The sequence below is a fragment of the Amycolatopsis sp. NPDC058340 genome (assembly GCF_042723975.1).
Lineage (GTDB): Bacteria > Actinomycetota > Actinomycetes > Mycobacteriales > Pseudonocardiaceae > Amycolatopsis.
In genome coordinates this window covers 278221-293460 of record NZ_JBHXIB010000003.1, presented here as the reverse complement: position 1 = coordinate 293460, position 15240 = coordinate 278221, and the positions used below count along the sequence as shown (strand labels likewise).

At 66.2% G+C, this 15240-nt stretch carries 12 protein-coding genes; 8 read left to right on the top strand and 4 right to left on the bottom strand.

The features are described 5' to 3' along the window. Positions 1-22 precede the first annotated feature (22 nt). Both uvrA and ACFWIW_RS06420 read right to left on the bottom strand, forming a co-directional pair. On the bottom strand, positions 23-2878 hold the full coding sequence (gene uvrA / locus ACFWIW_RS06425; protein ID WP_240593178.1) for an excinuclease ABC subunit UvrA: 2856 nt from the start codon (positions 2876-2878) through the stop codon (positions 23-25). A 77-nt stretch (positions 2879-2955) separates the two neighbouring features. Next, positions 2956-4179 (bottom strand): acyltransferase family protein, encoded by a 1224-nt coding sequence (locus tag ACFWIW_RS06420; protein WP_378367460.1) that lies wholly within the window; start codon positions 4177-4179, stop codon positions 2956-2958. 107 nt (positions 4180-4286) lie between these two features. Here ACFWIW_RS06420 and ACFWIW_RS06415 point away from each other — a divergent pair, with 107 nt between their 5' ends. The 3 genes from ACFWIW_RS06415 to ACFWIW_RS06405 all read left to right on the top strand — a co-directional run bounded on the left by ACFWIW_RS06415 (position 4287) and on the right by ACFWIW_RS06405 (position 7867). Beyond that, on the top strand, positions 4287-4964 hold the full coding sequence (locus tag ACFWIW_RS06415) for an MBL fold metallo-hydrolase (RefSeq protein WP_378367459.1): 678 nt from the start codon (positions 4287-4289) through the stop codon (positions 4962-4964). A gap of 120 nt (positions 4965-5084) precedes the next feature. Next, positions 5085-6242: a hypothetical protein gene (locus ACFWIW_RS06410; RefSeq protein ID WP_378367458.1), complete on the top strand. Its 1158-nt coding sequence runs from the start codon at positions 5085-5087 to the stop codon at positions 6240-6242. Between the two features lie 551 nt (positions 6243-6793). Further along, positions 6794-7867: a hypothetical protein gene (locus tag ACFWIW_RS06405; RefSeq protein WP_378367457.1), complete on the top strand. Its 1074-nt coding sequence runs from the start codon at positions 6794-6796 to the stop codon at positions 7865-7867. 7 nt (positions 7868-7874) lie between these two features. Here the strand turns inward: ACFWIW_RS06405 and ACFWIW_RS06400 are convergent, their stop codons facing one another. Beyond that, positions 7875-8210: a hypothetical protein gene (locus ACFWIW_RS06400; protein WP_378367456.1), complete on the bottom strand. Its 336-nt coding sequence runs from the start codon at positions 8208-8210 to the stop codon at positions 7875-7877. A gap of 12 nt (positions 8211-8222) precedes the next feature. Continuing rightward, a complete protein-coding gene (locus tag ACFWIW_RS06395; RefSeq protein WP_378367455.1) occupies positions 8223-8783 on the bottom strand; it encodes a hypothetical protein in 561 nt (186 codons plus the stop codon). A gap of 134 nt (positions 8784-8917) precedes the next feature. Here ACFWIW_RS06395 and ACFWIW_RS06390 point away from each other — a divergent pair, with 134 nt between their 5' ends. From ACFWIW_RS06390 to ACFWIW_RS06370, 5 genes are all read left to right on the top strand, one after another. Then, a complete protein-coding gene (locus ACFWIW_RS06390; protein WP_378367454.1) occupies positions 8918-9937 on the top strand; it encodes a DUF6734 family protein in 1020 nt (339 codons plus the stop codon). 79 nt (positions 9938-10016) lie between these two features. After that, positions 10017-10511, top strand: a complete 495-nt coding sequence (locus ACFWIW_RS06385) for a hypothetical protein (RefSeq protein ID WP_378367453.1) — start codon at positions 10017-10019, stop codon at positions 10509-10511. Between the two features lie 190 nt (positions 10512-10701). Next, positions 10702-11427, top strand: coding sequence for a HEAT repeat domain-containing protein (locus ACFWIW_RS06380; RefSeq protein ID WP_378367452.1), 726 nt, complete (start codon positions 10702-10704; stop codon positions 11425-11427). A gap of 38 nt (positions 11428-11465) precedes the next feature. Continuing rightward, positions 11466-12152, top strand: coding sequence for a hypothetical protein (locus ACFWIW_RS06375; protein ID WP_007028085.1), 687 nt, complete (start codon positions 11466-11468; stop codon positions 12150-12152). Between the two features lie 159 nt (positions 12153-12311). After that, positions 12312-15212 (top strand): alpha-L-fucosidase, encoded by a 2901-nt coding sequence (locus tag ACFWIW_RS06370; RefSeq protein ID WP_378367451.1) that lies wholly within the window; start codon positions 12312-12314, stop codon positions 15210-15212. Positions 15213-15240 lie beyond the last annotated feature (28 nt).

Here is a 15240-nt window from a genome sequence, read left to right as displayed (position 1 = left end):
CGTCCTTGCCACTCACGAGCCCCTAAGCGAGAACGGTCTTGAGGAACTGACCGGTGTAGCTCTCTTCCACCGAAGCGACGTGCTCCGGCGTGCCCTCCGCGATCACGGTGCCACCACCGGAACCGCCCTCGGGGCCCATGTCGATGATCCAGTCCGAGGTCTTGATGACGTCGAGGTTGTGCTCGATGACGATCACCGTGTTGCCCTTGTCCACCAGCCCGTTGATCACGCCGATCAGCTTGCTGATGTCCTCGAAGTGCAGACCGGTGGTCGGCTCGTCGAGGATGTAGACCGTCTTGCCGGTGGACCGCTTCTGCAGTTCGCTGGCGAGCTTGACGCGCTGCGCCTCACCGCCGGACAGGGTCGGCGCCGGCTGCCCGAGCCGCACGTAGCCGAGGCCGACGTCGACGAGCGTGGCCAGGTGCCGGTGGATCGCCTTGATCGGCTCGAAGAACTCGGCCGCCTCTTCGATCGGCATGTTCAGCACGTCGGAGACGGTCTTGCCCTTGTAGTGCACCTCGAGGGTCTCGCGGTTGTATCGGTCGCCCTTGCAGACCTCGCACGGGACGTACACGTCGGGCAGGAAGTTCATCTCGATCTTGATCGTGCCGTCACCGGCGCAGGCCTCGCACCGGCCGCCCTTGACGTTGAACGAGAACCGGCCCTGCTGGTAGCCGCGCACCTTCGCCTCGGTGGTCGCGGCGAACAGCTTGCGCACGTGGTCCCAGACGCCGGTGTACGTCGCCGGGTTGGACCGCGGGGTGCGGCCGATCGGCGACTGGTCGACGCGGACCAGCTTGTCCACGTTCGCCAGCCCGTTCACGCGGGTGTGACGGCCCGGGACCTGACGCGCTCCGTTGAGCTTGTTCGCCAGCACAGTCGCGAGGATGTCGTTGACCAGCGTCGACTTCCCGGAACCCGAGACACCCGTGACCGACACGAGGCAGCCGAGCGGGAACGACACGTCGAGCCCGCGCAGGTTGTGCTCCCGCGCGCCGACGACGGTCAGCTGACGCTTCTTGTCGATCGGGCGCCGGATCGCCGGGACCTCGATCTTGGTGCGGCCGGACAGGTACGCGCCGGTGATCGAGTCCTTGTTCCGCAGGATCTTCTTGTACGGTCCACTGTGGACGATGTGGCCACCGTGCTCACCGGCGCCGGGGCCGATGTCGACCACCCAGTCGCTGGAACGGATGGTGTCCTCGTCGTGCTCGACGACGATCAGCGTGTTGCCCAGATCCCGCAGGCGGACCAGCGTCTCGATCAAGCGGTGATTGTCCCGCTGGTGCAACCCGATCGACGGCTCGTCCAGCACGTACAGCACGCCGACCAGACCGGAACCGATCTGGGTGGCGAGCCGGATGCGCTGCGCCTCGCCACCGGACAGCGTCCCGGAGGCGCGGTCGAGCGAGAGGTAGTTGAGGCCGACGTCGAGGAGGAAGCGCAGCCGCGCCTGGATCTCCTTGAGCACCGCGCCGGCGATCACCTGCTCGCGCTTGCCCAGCTCCAGCTCGTCGAGGAACTGCGACGCCTCGGCGATCGAGAGGGCGCAGACCTCGGCGATCGACCGGTCGCCCTGGGTCTTGTGCTCCAGGGTGACGGCGAGGATCTCCGGCTTGAGCCGCGTGCCCTGACAGGCCGGGCACGGCACCTCGCGCATGTAGCCCTCGTACCGCTCGCGCATGTACTCGGACTCCGTCTGCTCCTGGCGCCGCTCGAGGAACGGGATGACACCCTCGAAGCTCGCGTAGTACGAACGCTGACGGCCGTAGCGGTTCTTGTAGCGGACGTGGACCTGCTCGTCGACGCCGTGCAGGACGGCCTTCTGCACCTTCGCCGGCAGCTTGCGCCACGGCGTGTCCATGCGGAAGCCGATGGTCTCCGACAGTGATTCGAGCAGGCGGATGAAGTAGTCCGCGCTCTGGCCGCCGGCCCAGGGCGCGATGGCGCCCTCGCCGAGGGACATCTCGTCGTCCGGGACCACGAGTTCCGGGTCGACCTCCTTGCGGACGCCGATACCGGTGCAGTCGGGGCAGGCGCCGTAGGGCGCGTTGAAGGAGAACGATCGCGGCTCGAGGTCTTCGATCGCCAGCGGGTGGCCGTTGGGGCAAGCCAGGTTCTCGGAGAAACCGCGCACGCGATGCGGATCGTTCTCCGGCAGGTCGACGAACTCCAGCTCGATCAGGCCGTCGGCCAGCCGGAGCGCCGTCTCGACCGAGTCGGTGAGGCGCTGCCGCGAGCTCGTCTTCACCGAAAGCCTGTCGATGATGACGGCGATCTGGTGCTTTTCCTGCTTCTTCAGCTTCGGCGGGTCGGTCAGCGGGTGGATCGTCCCGTCGACCACGACACGTGCGTAGCCCTGCTGCTGCAGGTTCTCGAAGAGGTCGAGGTACTCGCCCTTGCGCCCGCGCACCACCGGCGCGAGCACCTGGAAGCGGGTGCCCTCCTCCATCGCGAGCACCTGGTCGACGATCTGCTGCGGGGTCTGCTTGCTGATCGCCTCGCCGCACTGCGGGCAGTGCGCCTTGCCGGCGCGGGCGTAGAGCAGGCGCAGGTAGTCGTAGACCTCGGTGATGGTGCCGACCGTCGAACGCGGGTTGCGCGACGTGGACTTCTGGTCGATCGACACCGCGGGCGAGAGGCCCTCGATGAAGTCGACGTCCGGCTTGTCCATCTGGCCGAGGAACTGGCGCGCGTACGCCGACAGCGACTCGACGTAGCGGCGCTGCCCTTCGGCGAAGATGGTGTCGAAGGCGAGGCTCGACTTCCCGGACCCGGACAGACCGGTGAACACGATCAGGCTGTCGCGGGGCAGGTCGAGATCCACACCGCGGAGGTTGTGCTCGCGGGCGCCGCGAACAACGAGGCGATCAGCCACGCCAGGGTCCCTTCAGGTTTCATTCTCAGCTGCGGTCGCCGGCCCGGTCGAGAGCTGCACGGGCGGCCGCTTCCATGCTACGAGGCACCACCGACAGAAACTGGTTCCGAGTCCTTGACCTGCGGTTTTCCAGGCTTATCGCGTCGATCCCGGCGAGCGGTGAGCCACCGGTGGACCGGCCGTTCCACGCCAGCGGTGATCGCCCAGCCCCCGAGGACGGCGGCGGCCAGCACGATGGGGAGCCGCAGCCAGCCGGGGACGCCGACGTTCAGCAGGGCACGGGCCAGGATGTAACCGAGTTCCTGGTGCACCAGATAAAGACCATACGAGATGCCCGCGAGCCAGGTGACAGCCGGGGCGATCCTGGCGAGTCCGGGGAACCGCCAGTCGGGCCCGCGCGCGGCCAGGCACACCAGCAGCAACATGATCGCGAACCCGGCGGCCGACGGCCAGCGCTCCGGATCGTTCGGCAGGGCGTGGTGGAACGGGAAGACCTGCAGGTCCTGCGCGGCGCACGCGGCGAACACGAACAGCGCGAGATGCCAGTGCGCCAGCCGTCGTTTCGACCACAGCCAGATCGCGATGCCGATGGCGAAGACGTGCACGCGGTGCAGGCCGAGGCCGTAATAGAAGGTCTCCGCGAGCTTCGGCGTGGAAACCGGGTCGAACACGACGAACCGGAGGAACAACGGGACCAGGATCAGCGCCCAGAGCAGCGCGACCGTGAGCCGGTGGGTACGCCACCGCCGCGGCCACAGCAGGGCCGCGGCGGTGAAGGCGATGAGCTGGACCGGCAGTGTCCAGTAGGCGCCGTCGAGGTAGTAGAAGAGTTCGTACCGCCAGCCCCATTCCTGGACCATGCCCAGGTTGCCGAGCAGATCGGCGCCGGTGGGGATGTACCAGGGCGACGGATCGGTCGGCGGGCCTTGGGGAATTCCGAACAGGAACCCGGACAGACCGGGCGGGAACGACAGGCCGCTGAACCGGATCGTCGCGTACCGGGCGACGACGTAGGTGACGATCACCGCCACCAGGTACGCGGGCACCAGCCGCGCGGCGCGGCTCCACAGCCACCGCCCGGGTCGCCCCTTCCGCAGGCTGGCGCAGACGAAGAAGGCGGAGATCACCAAAAGGATGGCCGCACCGAACTGAGCCGTTACCCGAAAGGGGTACCCCACCAGTTCCGGATGCAGAAGCGCCCCCTGATGGGTGACGTGCCCGAGCATGACCGCGAAGACGGCGACAACGCGAAGGACGTCCCAGCTGATCTTGCGCGGGGTGCGCGGCGAGGCGTCGGGCACGAGCGTCCTGTGGTTCGGCTGGCGGGGCGACGCGAGCCTACGTCGTGCACCTGTGCGCCGCCTGTGCGGGTGGAACCGATTGCAGGCGAACGACTACCGTGTGCGGTGTGAACATCGTCGAGACCTACACCGGGCATGTCGACCCAGGCGGCGACGCCACCCGTCGCACCCTGGACGCGCTCACCATCACGAAGCTGTCGGTCGGCCCGATGGACAACAACGCGTATCTGCTCGTCTGCCGCGCGGAGAACGAGGCGCTGCTGATCGACGCCGCGAACGACCCGGAACGGATCTCCGACCTCATCGGCCACGGCCCCGACAGGCCCGCGCTGAGGACCGTCGTGACCACCCACCAGCACCAGGACCACTGGCAGGCCCTCGGCGCCGTCGCCGGCGCGAACGGCTCGAACACCGCCGCCCACCCGCTGGACGCCGAGCCGCTGCCGATCCCGCCGGACTTCCTCGTCGAACACGGCGACACGATCAAGGTCGGGCAAATCACCCTCGAGGTGATCCACCTGCGCGGCCACACCCCCGGCTCCATCGCCCTGCTGTACCGCGACCCGAACGGGCATCCGCATCTGTTCACCGGCGACTCGCTGTTCCCGGGCGGAGTCGGGAAGACCGGCTCGCCTTCGGACTTCGCTTCGTTGATCGACGATGTCGAGACGCGGATCTTCGGCGAGCTGCCGGATGAGACTTGGTTCTACCCGGGACATGGGGACGACTCGACGCTGGGCGCGGAGCGTCCGAAGCTCGCGGAATGGCGCGAACGCGGCTGGTGAACTGGCTGAGATCATCGGCACCTGAGACACTGAGGCGTGGATCTAGCTCATGCGCACAAGGTCATGAATTCGGAAGTCCACGTCCGCGGACACAGTAATCACGCGCTCATCCAACGCGTCGTGGCCGCTCCGAATTTTGCCAAACCCCGTAAACCACTGTCACCAGCCGCCAATCTGGATGGAGGTGTAGTGCTTCGACCATTCGAAGCACTACACGAACTTTCCTATGTGACAGCCCCGCGCTATCAGGACGACGTACTCGACGTTTACCTTCAATGGGGGCTGATGCGATATCTGGGCTTCTTCGACGTCCTCAATACTGGACGTCCGAGGCCGCGTCTCAGACTGAGCGATGCTGGCCGCCGAGTTACGGGAAACCAACGACGGGTTTCGTCGGAGGAGATCGGTATCGCCTTCGGCGCCTGCTTGGCTCGCCGTTGGTTTGGGCGATCCGGACCCACTCGCGAGCCGATAGCCATCGTCGACGTCGACGCCGCGCTAGACGACCGCTATATCTTCGCAGGCGGGGTACGGCATACAGTACGGAAAGCGGGAGCGGAACGTCCCGACTACATCCTCATCGGCCAAGATGCGTCAGATCACGGCAAATACCGGATCCGCACACTCGAATGCAAGGGGACCAAGACTCTCGGCAACGCCGTGAGGCAGCTCGCAAAAGCAGTCCAGCAACTCGACGGTATCGACGTCGGCGGCACGATACCCCAAGGTTTGGCGACGTCCGTGATCAGCGCCGACAGTGAAATCAGTTATTTGGCCATCGACCCCGCCGAACCAGACGAACCGTCGTACCAAGTCAGCTCGGATACCATCGGCCGAATTCGCCGCTTCCGCATGACGGAAGGAACGAGCGTCCCGACATCGCTCGAGTTTGTCAACGCCGCCGTGAGCGCCTCATGGGCAACACTTGCCGATTTCGGCGGCAATCTCGGCGGACTCGAACGTTGGGCACCTGATGTCATGCGCAACCGGCTCGTCCGCAGCTCACGGGAGCGTATCGCCTTTGACACGCCGTTCGGAGTTGCTCGTGGAATCAGCATAACTTTTGGTTTCGCAGGGCAGCAGCTGACGATCCGGCGCATGATCGACGAAGTCGTCGACAGACACCTTGGCCAAGGGCGAGCAGAAGACATCATGGAATCCCAGGGCGCCTTCGCCGAACGGCTCGAACGATCCGAGAGCGTTACCGCACTGGATGAAGATCAAGAGCTCTATTCAGCCACAACCGATGGATCAGTCTTTTCACTGAGCCTCCGGTAGCCATGCCGACCTGTAATCCACGCGAAAACGGCGATCGTCAGCTCCGTCGCCGCGGCTTCGGAACCCGGTTCGCGACGAAAACCAGCGCGGCCCGCGTTCCGTAGCGGGCAGCCCGGTCACGAGACCGCTCCCAGTCGTCGCCATAGCCCCACTCGTTCCTCGGGACCGAAGAACTCATCGGCTTCCTGGCATAGCTGAGCCGCCTCGCCCCTGGCCAACCGCGGCGAAGTCGGACCAGCCGCCGCCTGCGCGGTACTGGCCGCTCTTCAGCCATCCCAACACCGAGCCGCGTGACATGGTAGGTCTCACCAGGCCTCGACGGCTCGCACTACGGCACCGGAATTGTTCAGGAACCCGCGCCGAGTGATCACCTTCACGACACCAACGTCGCCATGTGCGGCTCCTCAGCTACACCTCTGGACTACTGCACGTTACGAACCTGATCACTCACAGAGGGCAGCCTGTGCCACCTGCTCGGAGGACGGCTTCGAACATGCATTGGTTGATACTGGAAAGCTCGACAATGTCGCCGTCCACGGAGAGGAAGGCGGATGAACCTCGTTCGCCCACTGGTCGCGGTCAAAGCCAAGCTCGGAGAGATGACCGCCCTGACCAGTCTGCGATCACCACAAAACGCACCGGCAAGTGTGATGGTCGAGTTGCTCAATTCCGTGACACCGACTGGCAGGATCCTCCCCGCGCTCGTCCGAGCCGCCGTCCAGGCTGCGTACAACGGCCGCCCCTTGTGGCTCGACACCACCTGGCTGGCAACCGACAGTCCGCTCGCACGACAGCCGGGAGGGGCGCTCGAGTTTCTCGACCACTCCATCGAATCGGCGGCACAGGCCGAATACGGGCTTTTCGCTCCTGACGTCGCCTATTTCATACCAGTCGTCAGGCTCGGCGCCACGGAGGACGAGTTACGCAGAGTGCGTCTTCTGATCGAGCATCAAGATCGCGACATTGTCATCCGGCTCCCTCAGCCGAGCGGACCGCTACACGAACTCCTGGAACGGATCGACTCGATCATGAGGTCCACGGGCATGAGGCAGGGACGTGTCCACACGATCCTCGACGCCGGCTTCGTCGAAGCCGTCCGCCCAGAACAAACCACCGCGGCAGCCGAAACCGCCTCTGCATTGTCAGACCTGCTCGGCCCTGCGTCGACCACACTTCTGGCCGGATCCATCCCAGCCGAGCGAACCACCTACGTGACAACCGAACGCGATCGCCCAGAAGTCACCCTCTGGAACGAAGTACGCCACGCCCGCACGAACGAGGTCAACTACGGCGACTACGGCGTGACGCATCCAAGGCCGCCGAGGTCCGACGGCAACCCGAGAACCCCTAATCCGTACCTCTGTTACACCGTGCCGGGAAAGACCGTATTACTGCGCCGCAAAGTCGAAAAGGGCGACGACCCCGCCGAGCGATTCACAGATCTGGTCGAGGAGCTGGTCGAAAGAAACGACTTCGCCGGGCCGGACTACTCATGGGGGGACGATGAACTCACGCGATGCCGACGCACCGGCGGGAAAACCGCCGGCTCGGTGTCGCGCTGGGTCGCCATGGCCACCTCTCACCACATCGAACATGTGGCACGGAGATCCGCCGCCGACCTCTGACTCGACGTCAAAAGCACGCTTCGGGAGCAGGAGCGTGGATCCAGCAAAGCTCCCCCGTCGCCGCCTCCTCCCCCAGCGCCTTGACCTCACAGGCCAACCGCGAGAGCACCTCGTCCTTCGACCCCGGCCACGCCACGAAGTCGCGATCCTTGCCCACCAGATCGCCGGGGACCGCACCGCGGTCGATCAAAGCGCCGACCACTGAGAGCAGCGCAGCGGCCTTCTCCGTGAAGGCCGCGTCTTCGCCCACCTTCGCTCCTGCCACGGCGAGTACGACCGAGAGCCCGACCCGGTCTTCACGCGCGTAGCCGAGCAGGGACTCCAAGCCCACGTCACCGGCCATGTTCACTCCCCATCAGCAGAAGGCGATGCCGTACGGCTCTCGCGGACGGCACGGCCCCCGAAACGTGTGCTCGACGACGCCCCGCCGGATCTCGAGCAGACGCCGGTCGCCGGCCGGCGGCCGGACCATGCGCTCGCGCTCGGACTGTCCGGCGTACCACCAGCAGGCCTCGGGGACGCGGTCATCGAACGTGATGCTGACGTTCAGCCCTCCGGTCACCTTCCCCTCATCGTCGACGACACCCGGCGCGATCCCTTGATGGTCTACGTCGACGTTGATCCACCGTGTCTCCTCGCCGAGATCGTCGTGGCATACGAGGGACACGAACTCGTGCCGTTCTCCTTTGCGCAGCGGTCTCGGGAAGCGCAGGTCCACGGCATCCGGCGAAGTCTCCACGCGGCAGCCGAAGATCGCTTTGACGGGAATCGACCGCGGATCGCCGGTCACGTAACCGCCGACACCGTTCTCGCAGGCGACGACGGTTCGCACCGCCAGGCGCCGATATGCCCTTCCGCGCCGCATTTCCACGTCCACCAGCAGACGTTCCAGGAACACGGGCTGCGCCCTCACCATCGACGACAAGAAACTCCTCCTGACCGTGAAGATCAGAACCGGCGAAGGCTTCCGCCGGTCGTCGCGCCCCGAGGTGTACTAGTACACCACAAACGAGCGTAACGTTCGACCACCCTGACCCGAACCACTTCGCGATGCCGTACTACGGATACGACCCCGGCACAGCGGTCGCCATCGGCGGCCATCTGCTCGCGCCCGGGATTCCCCGGCACGGCGGATACGGCGAGATCATCGAGCCCGGCTGGCGTCCCCCGCGGGTCCGCGTGGTCCGTCCGGGTGACCGGGCCGCGCGCCCGATCCGCCGGGCGGTCTGGTCGTTCTGGAGTACTCCGTACCGGCGCCGGCACGGGAGACATTGGCCCAGCGACTTCTTCCACGCGCTGTCCTGGATCCTGTCGTTCCGCCTCGCGTCCCGCCTCTTCCCCACGACCGCGTTGGTGACCGACGACTGGGGATACGGATTGCTCGTCGAACGGCTACGGCTGCCCTTCGACGACATTTCCTTGACACTCAACAGACTCGACGGCCAGAACCCGTCCTGGTGGGCGCTCGGGAAGCTGCACGCGTACCGGGAGCAGCGCGAACCGTTCCTGCACATCGACAACGACGTCTTCCTCTGGCCGGGCTTCCCGGCGGATGGGCTGGACGGGGAGATCGTCGCGCAGAATCCCGAGCACGCGCCGGTTTCCGATGCCGGCTACTACCGGCCGTCGGCCGTCGCCGCGGCGGTCCGGAGCACCGGCGGCTTCCTGCCGGAGGAATTCCGCGGTTACACCGGGGAAGCCGCCCTGTGCACCGGAATCGTCGGCGGTACGGCGGTTCCTCTTCTTCGCCACTACGCCGATCTCGCCGTCCGCATGGTGGAGTCGGCCGAGAATCGGACGGCCTGGCGGCGGCTCGCGCCACTCGAGGACTACAACCTCGTCGTCGAGCAGTACCTTCTCGGCGCCCTGTGCTGGGGCCGAGAAACCGTCGACGTGCAGTGCGTCTTCGGCTCCCAGGAGGACGGCTATCGGCAGGATGACCGTGGATTCACGCATCTCATCGCATCCGCGAAAAGCGATCTTCGTTACCTGCATTCGCTCGCGGAGCGAGTGAAAAACCAATTTCCCGCCGACTTCGAGATCGCTCGACGACTATACGGCGATCGGTAACGATAAGGCGAAGAATACCAACCACATCGGCGATCCGGGCGTCTTTCCGGAACCAACTCTCCGGCAGGAGGTCATCGCCATGGCCATCAATCTCCGGCGCGCGCTCGGAGCGCTCGCCGCCACCTCCCTCATGCTGACCGGCGCCATCGCCGCGACCGCGCCCGTTTCCGTCGCGGCACCGGCGATCCCCACGATGACGGGGATCCGCACCGGCCAGAACACCGGGTTCGACCGGGTCGTGCTCGACCTGACCGCCGGCCCGGCACCCGCCGTCCGGTACGACCTCGTCGACGAGCTGATCGCCGACGGTTCGGGCGAGATCGTCTGGCTGACCGGGGAATTCTTCATCGCGGTCACCGCGACCCCGGCCGCCGCGCACGACGACGCCGGGAATCCGACCTATCCCGGTCCGCAGAAGTTCCGGACGCGGACTCTGCGCAATGTCATGGCGGTCGCGGTCACCGGCGACTACGAAGGCACGTTGTCCATCGGTCTCGGCGTCCGGTCGAGGACAGCGGTCACCGTGTTCACGCTGACCTCTCCGAACCGGGTCGTCATCGACGTCCGTCATTGACCACGGGCGGGAATCCGTGAAGTCTTTACGCCAGCCGCCATATTCTTGGTGAGCAAAATCCTTTTCGGATTCCCGCGGTGAAAATCCCGCTCTGCCCCAAAGGGCGATTTTTCGGAAAATCAGGTATCTGCCGCCGTGGATCGCGTTCCTTCCTTCCGTCAGCATCACCGCCGCTGCGAAGGAGAACCTCATGCCGACCCCACGCAATCCCGACACCCCGTCCTTGGGCCCGGGTGGCGACAACCTCGAAGCAGGCCCTGGCAGTTCGGGCCTGGGAAGCTTCTCGAACAGCGAAATCGGCGAACTGGTCACCCAGGCCGCCGAAACCATGGCCGCGTCCGGCGAGGACGCCGAGCGCAATTACCAGCGAAGCCTCGACCGGCTTCGCGAGCGGGCGGACGACGTCGTCCCGGCACTCGGCGCGCAGTACGACGCCCTGTCCGAGGAGCAGTACCTCGAACGCTGGGGCCTGGTCCAGCTGCTCACCGACCTCCGGCACGCCGCCGCCGTCCCGGCGCTCGAAAACGTGCTGCGGCAGCCGATCCCGCCGGAGCGTTCCGACGATCCCGCACACGGGATCAGCACCGTCGGCGAAGAGGTGATCATCCGCACCACCGCCGTGGAAGCGTTGGCGCGCTTGGCATCCACCGGGGACAGCGCGGCGAAGGAGCTGCTGCTGCGGCAGGTCCGGCACGAGGTGTTCACGGTGCGGCGCGCGGCGGTGCAGGCCATCGCCGAGACCGGGGACACCGAGCTCACCGCCCGGGTGCGCGAGGAGCTCAGCGGCACCGAGGACGAGCGGCTGCTGAACATCCGGCGGGTCGACGTCCGCGGTGTCCCGCAGGCCGTCGGCGGCCGCTACGTGAAGGACTCGCGGACCGACGACGTGCCACCGCCGGAGCCTCCGCGCTCCTGAACCAGAACGAATCCCTTACTACAGACAGGTGATCTCCGATGGCCACTTGCAGTTACACAGTGCCGGACAAGAACGTGACCGGGGACAATTTCTACGGCGCCTCGATCTGCAATCAGACCTACATCGACTATTTCTGGAACACCTACGGTTTCGCGGGCAACAAGGACTACTGGGACGACGGCTTCGGCTGGGAAGACGCGTGCAACACCGACAAGCCGCTGGCCCGGACGTTCAACGCGTGCTATCTCCTGACCTATTCGGCCCAGGACTACCAGAACGACGCCTATTCCGGGGCGATGCTGAACTGGGCGCGCCGCTACGTCCGCGACAACTGCGACGACCTCCGCTCGCTGTGCGGTGACGGCAGCGCCATCGCGCGCTCGTTCAAAGGTGCGTTCGTCGACGACCGGATCGAGTTGTACCTGGGTTTCTGGTACTCCAAGGACGTTCCCGGCCGCGCCGAGACGCTGATCCACGAATCGCGCCATCAGGGCGGGAAGCCGCACAACGCGAACTTCCCGGCGGGTTCGGTGTTCGGCGCCGGCAAGAGCGGCGCCGACTCCACCTGGGGTTACGAGGGCGCCTGGATGTACGGCGCGCTCTACCTGTGGTGGTTCTACGCCCAGGGCGCCCGCACGACGTCGGCGTTGCGTGAACGGGCCCGCCAGCGCGGGAACCTCGTGATCGACAACGCCTTCGCGACCCATCCGGGCTTCAACATCTGAATCACGACCGGCAAGGCCCTCTCGTACTGCGGACGAGAGGGCCTTGTTCGCGAAATACCTCGGATGACTTCACCAGTGTCCCGCTCATCGGGGCTTGACCACCGCGTTTTCTGGCGCAATCATCGGATCTCTCGGTAACCATGCCCTGGATGAGAGCGGATGGTCATGAGAGTTCACCGCACCGCCTGGCTCGCCCTGGTCCTCGCCCTCTTGGCGAGCCTGCTCACCACGACCGCGGCGAGCGCGGAAGTGCATCATCCCCGCCAGAAGTGGCTGCGCGAGGCCACTTCGGGACTCTTCCTCCACTGGGGCATGTTCACCGCGCCACGCCACACCGACTGTGCCGCTTGGGAACGCGCCGTCACCGACGGCGGCTGGAACGCGGACTACTGGGTGGACGAGGCCCGCAAGCTCGGCGCCTCCTACATCGTGCTGGCCACCTTCCACAGCAGGCTGGGTTACGCGCGGCCATGGCCGTCGGCGATCCCGGGCAGCTGCTCCACACGTCGCGACCTCCTCGGCGAGCTCGTCAAGGCGGGCAACGCGAAGGGCGTCCGGACGATCCTCTACATGACTGACGATCCCCAGTGGCACAAGGAGACCGGTGTCGAGTCGCTGGATTCCGCCGCGTACTCCGCCTACAAGGGCAAGAAGGTCGACCTCACCACCCGCCCCGGCTTCGGCGAGTACAGCTACGACCTCTTCCACGAGGTCATGGACCGCTACGCGGATCTCGCCGGGTTCTGGATCGACAACGACAACGAATACTGGGAACGGAACAAGCTCTACGAACAGATCCGCGAGAAGCGCCCGTCCTGGTTGCTGAGCAACAACAACGAGGACACCCCGATCATGGACACGGTCAGCAACGAGCAGAAGACGGGCATCACCCCGTCGTACGACTATCCGCAGGCCGCCTTCACCCCGATGCCGAGGCTCACCGAAGCCGACTACAAACTGCCGACGAGCGGGGTCTGGTGGTACGACGGCACCGATCAGGCCGTCGACTTCCGGCTGTCCACCGGGCGCTACATCACCAACGCGGGTTCGTCGATGAAGTCGCTGATGGCCGAAACCCCGATGGTGAACGGGAAGTTCCCGCCGAAGCAGGAGGCGTACAACAACTTCATGGCGAGCTGGGTGCCACCGATCAAGTCCTCCCTCCAGGGCAAGGAGGGCGGCGGCTACATGTACGGCGGGATGCAACCCGGGTTCTGGAACGACGGCGCGCACGGCGTCGTCACCGTGGAGCCCGGCGCCGGAACGCAGTACCTCCACGTCGTCACCCGGCCGCGCACCGACCTGCTCCGCTTGCGCGACAACGGCTACAAGGTGACCAGGGTGTCCGACGTGCGCACGGGGAAGCAGCTGCGGTTCAGTCAATCCGGCGGCTATCTGACCATTGTGGACATCAAGGATTGGGACACCTACGACACGGTGTTCAAGGTGGAGACGGCCGGGCAGCGGTACTTCCACGACTCGCGCACGATCAAGGCCACCGCTTCGTCCGCACGCGACGGGCATCCGGCGTCGAACCTCGTCGACGGGAACTTCGAGACCTATTGGGACGCAGGCGGCAAGCAGCCGGTCTCGGTGACCTTGGACCTCGGCAGGCGACGGACCGCGGCCTATCTCGCGGTGAATCAGCGCGAGATGTCGCCGACCCACGCACGCGAATCGTTCGGCAGGCCGGAGGACTCGGCCCGGATCAAGGACTATCGCCTCTACGTCAGCGACGACGGGCGGAACTGGGGCGAGCCGGTCCGCACCGGCTCGATGCCGAGCGCCCGCGGCGTGCAGTTCGTCGACTTCGGCGAGCGGCAGACCCGGTTCATCAAACTCGAGGTGCTGAACACCTGGTCGGGGCCGCAGGCGAAACCGTTCTACCGGCAGTTGGCCATCGACGAGATCAAGGTGGCGTACGGCTACCCGGGTTCGGTACCCGGTGCGCGGGTACCGCTGGAGGCCGAGTCCTTCCGCAACGATCACGACGGCCGCGCCCACGTTGGCCACTGCTCGTCCTGCTCCGGATCGTTCCAGGTCACCGGCCTCGGCGGCGGCCCGCGCAACTCGGTCACCTATCCGGACGTGATGGCCGCCGATGACGGAAGCCACCGGCTTCAGCTCGACACCATGGGCGGGCCCGCGACGTCGATGGCGGTGAGCGTCAACGGCGGTGCCCCCGTCGAGACCTCGATCGGCGCCGGGACGCCGGGAGTCGTGGCGTCGACGGCGATCCCCGTCGCGCTGAACGCCGGCGCGAACACCGTCAGGGTGTTCAGCAACGCGCGCACGGGGCCGGGCCTCGATCGGATCGCGATCGCTCCCCTGCCGCCGTCGTCCTACACCCCGAAGACGACCCTGACCGTCGAACCCGGTGGCATCCAATGGCTCTCGCCAGGACAGCAGTCCTTGCAGGTGACCGCGAAACTGCGGCTCGACGCCGACGACGCGATCGGGAAGGTCTCGCTGGCACCGGCCGTCCCGGCGGGCTGGACGCTGAGGGGCGCCGCGGCCACGGCGGAGTCCATGCGCGTCGGTGACGAGCTGGAAGCCTCCTGGACGCTCGTCTCCCCCACAGGCGTCACCGCGGCCGACATCCCGGTCACCGCGTCGTTCGACCTGCTCGGACGGACGAAATCGGTGAGCGAACCGGTGCGGGTGAGCCCACGGCCGGCGGACCGGGTCTTCATGCGGGAGGCCGAAAACTCGGCGAACGACGTCGGCGACGCGGGCGTCACGAACTGCGGCGTGTGCTCGGGTGGCCAGAAGGTGCGCAACATCGGCGGCGACCCGGGTTCGTCTGTCCGCTTCGACGGCGTCACCGTGCCCGAGACCAGGCGCTACACCCTCTACATCGACTTCACCGTCAACGGGCCGCGCTCGTACTTCGTCACGGTCAACGGCGGCGCGCCGATCGAGGTGAAGGTCGACGGCAGCGGCAACAACACCCAGCTCACGACGTCTTTGCCGGTCGAACTGAAGGCGGGCGCGAACACGATCGAACTGGGCAACGACCACTCCTCCGCCCCGGATCTCGATCGGCTGTCACTGGGGTGAGGTACCGGCTTGACCCTCTCCCCGGGAG

Excerpts from the sequence above, each read along its gene's own strand:
- ACFWIW_RS06405 (WP_378367457.1), top strand. The coding sequence starts at position 6,794 with ATGAACCTCGTTCGCCCACTGGTCGCGGTCAAAGCCAAGCTCGGAGAG.
- ACFWIW_RS06400 (WP_378367456.1), bottom strand. The coding sequence starts at position 8,210 with ATGGCCGGTGACGTGGGCTTGGAGTCCCTGCTCGGCTACGCGCGTGAA.
- ACFWIW_RS06395 (WP_378367455.1), bottom strand. The coding sequence starts at position 8,783 with ATGGTGAGGGCGCAGCCCGTGTTCCTGGAACGTCTGCTGGTGGACGTG.
- ACFWIW_RS06390 (WP_378367454.1), top strand. The coding sequence starts at position 8,918 with ATGCCGTACTACGGATACGACCCCGGCACAGCGGTCGCCATCGGCGGC.
- ACFWIW_RS06385 (WP_378367453.1), top strand. The coding sequence starts at position 10,017 with ATGGCCATCAATCTCCGGCGCGCGCTCGGAGCGCTCGCCGCCACCTCC.
- ACFWIW_RS06380 (WP_378367452.1), top strand. The coding sequence starts at position 10,702 with ATGCCGACCCCACGCAATCCCGACACCCCGTCCTTGGGCCCGGGTGGC.
- ACFWIW_RS06375 (WP_007028085.1), top strand. The coding sequence starts at position 11,466 with ATGGCCACTTGCAGTTACACAGTGCCGGACAAGAACGTGACCGGGGAC.
- ACFWIW_RS06370 (WP_378367451.1), top strand. The coding sequence starts at position 12,312 with ATGGTCATGAGAGTTCACCGCACCGCCTGGCTCGCCCTGGTCCTCGCC.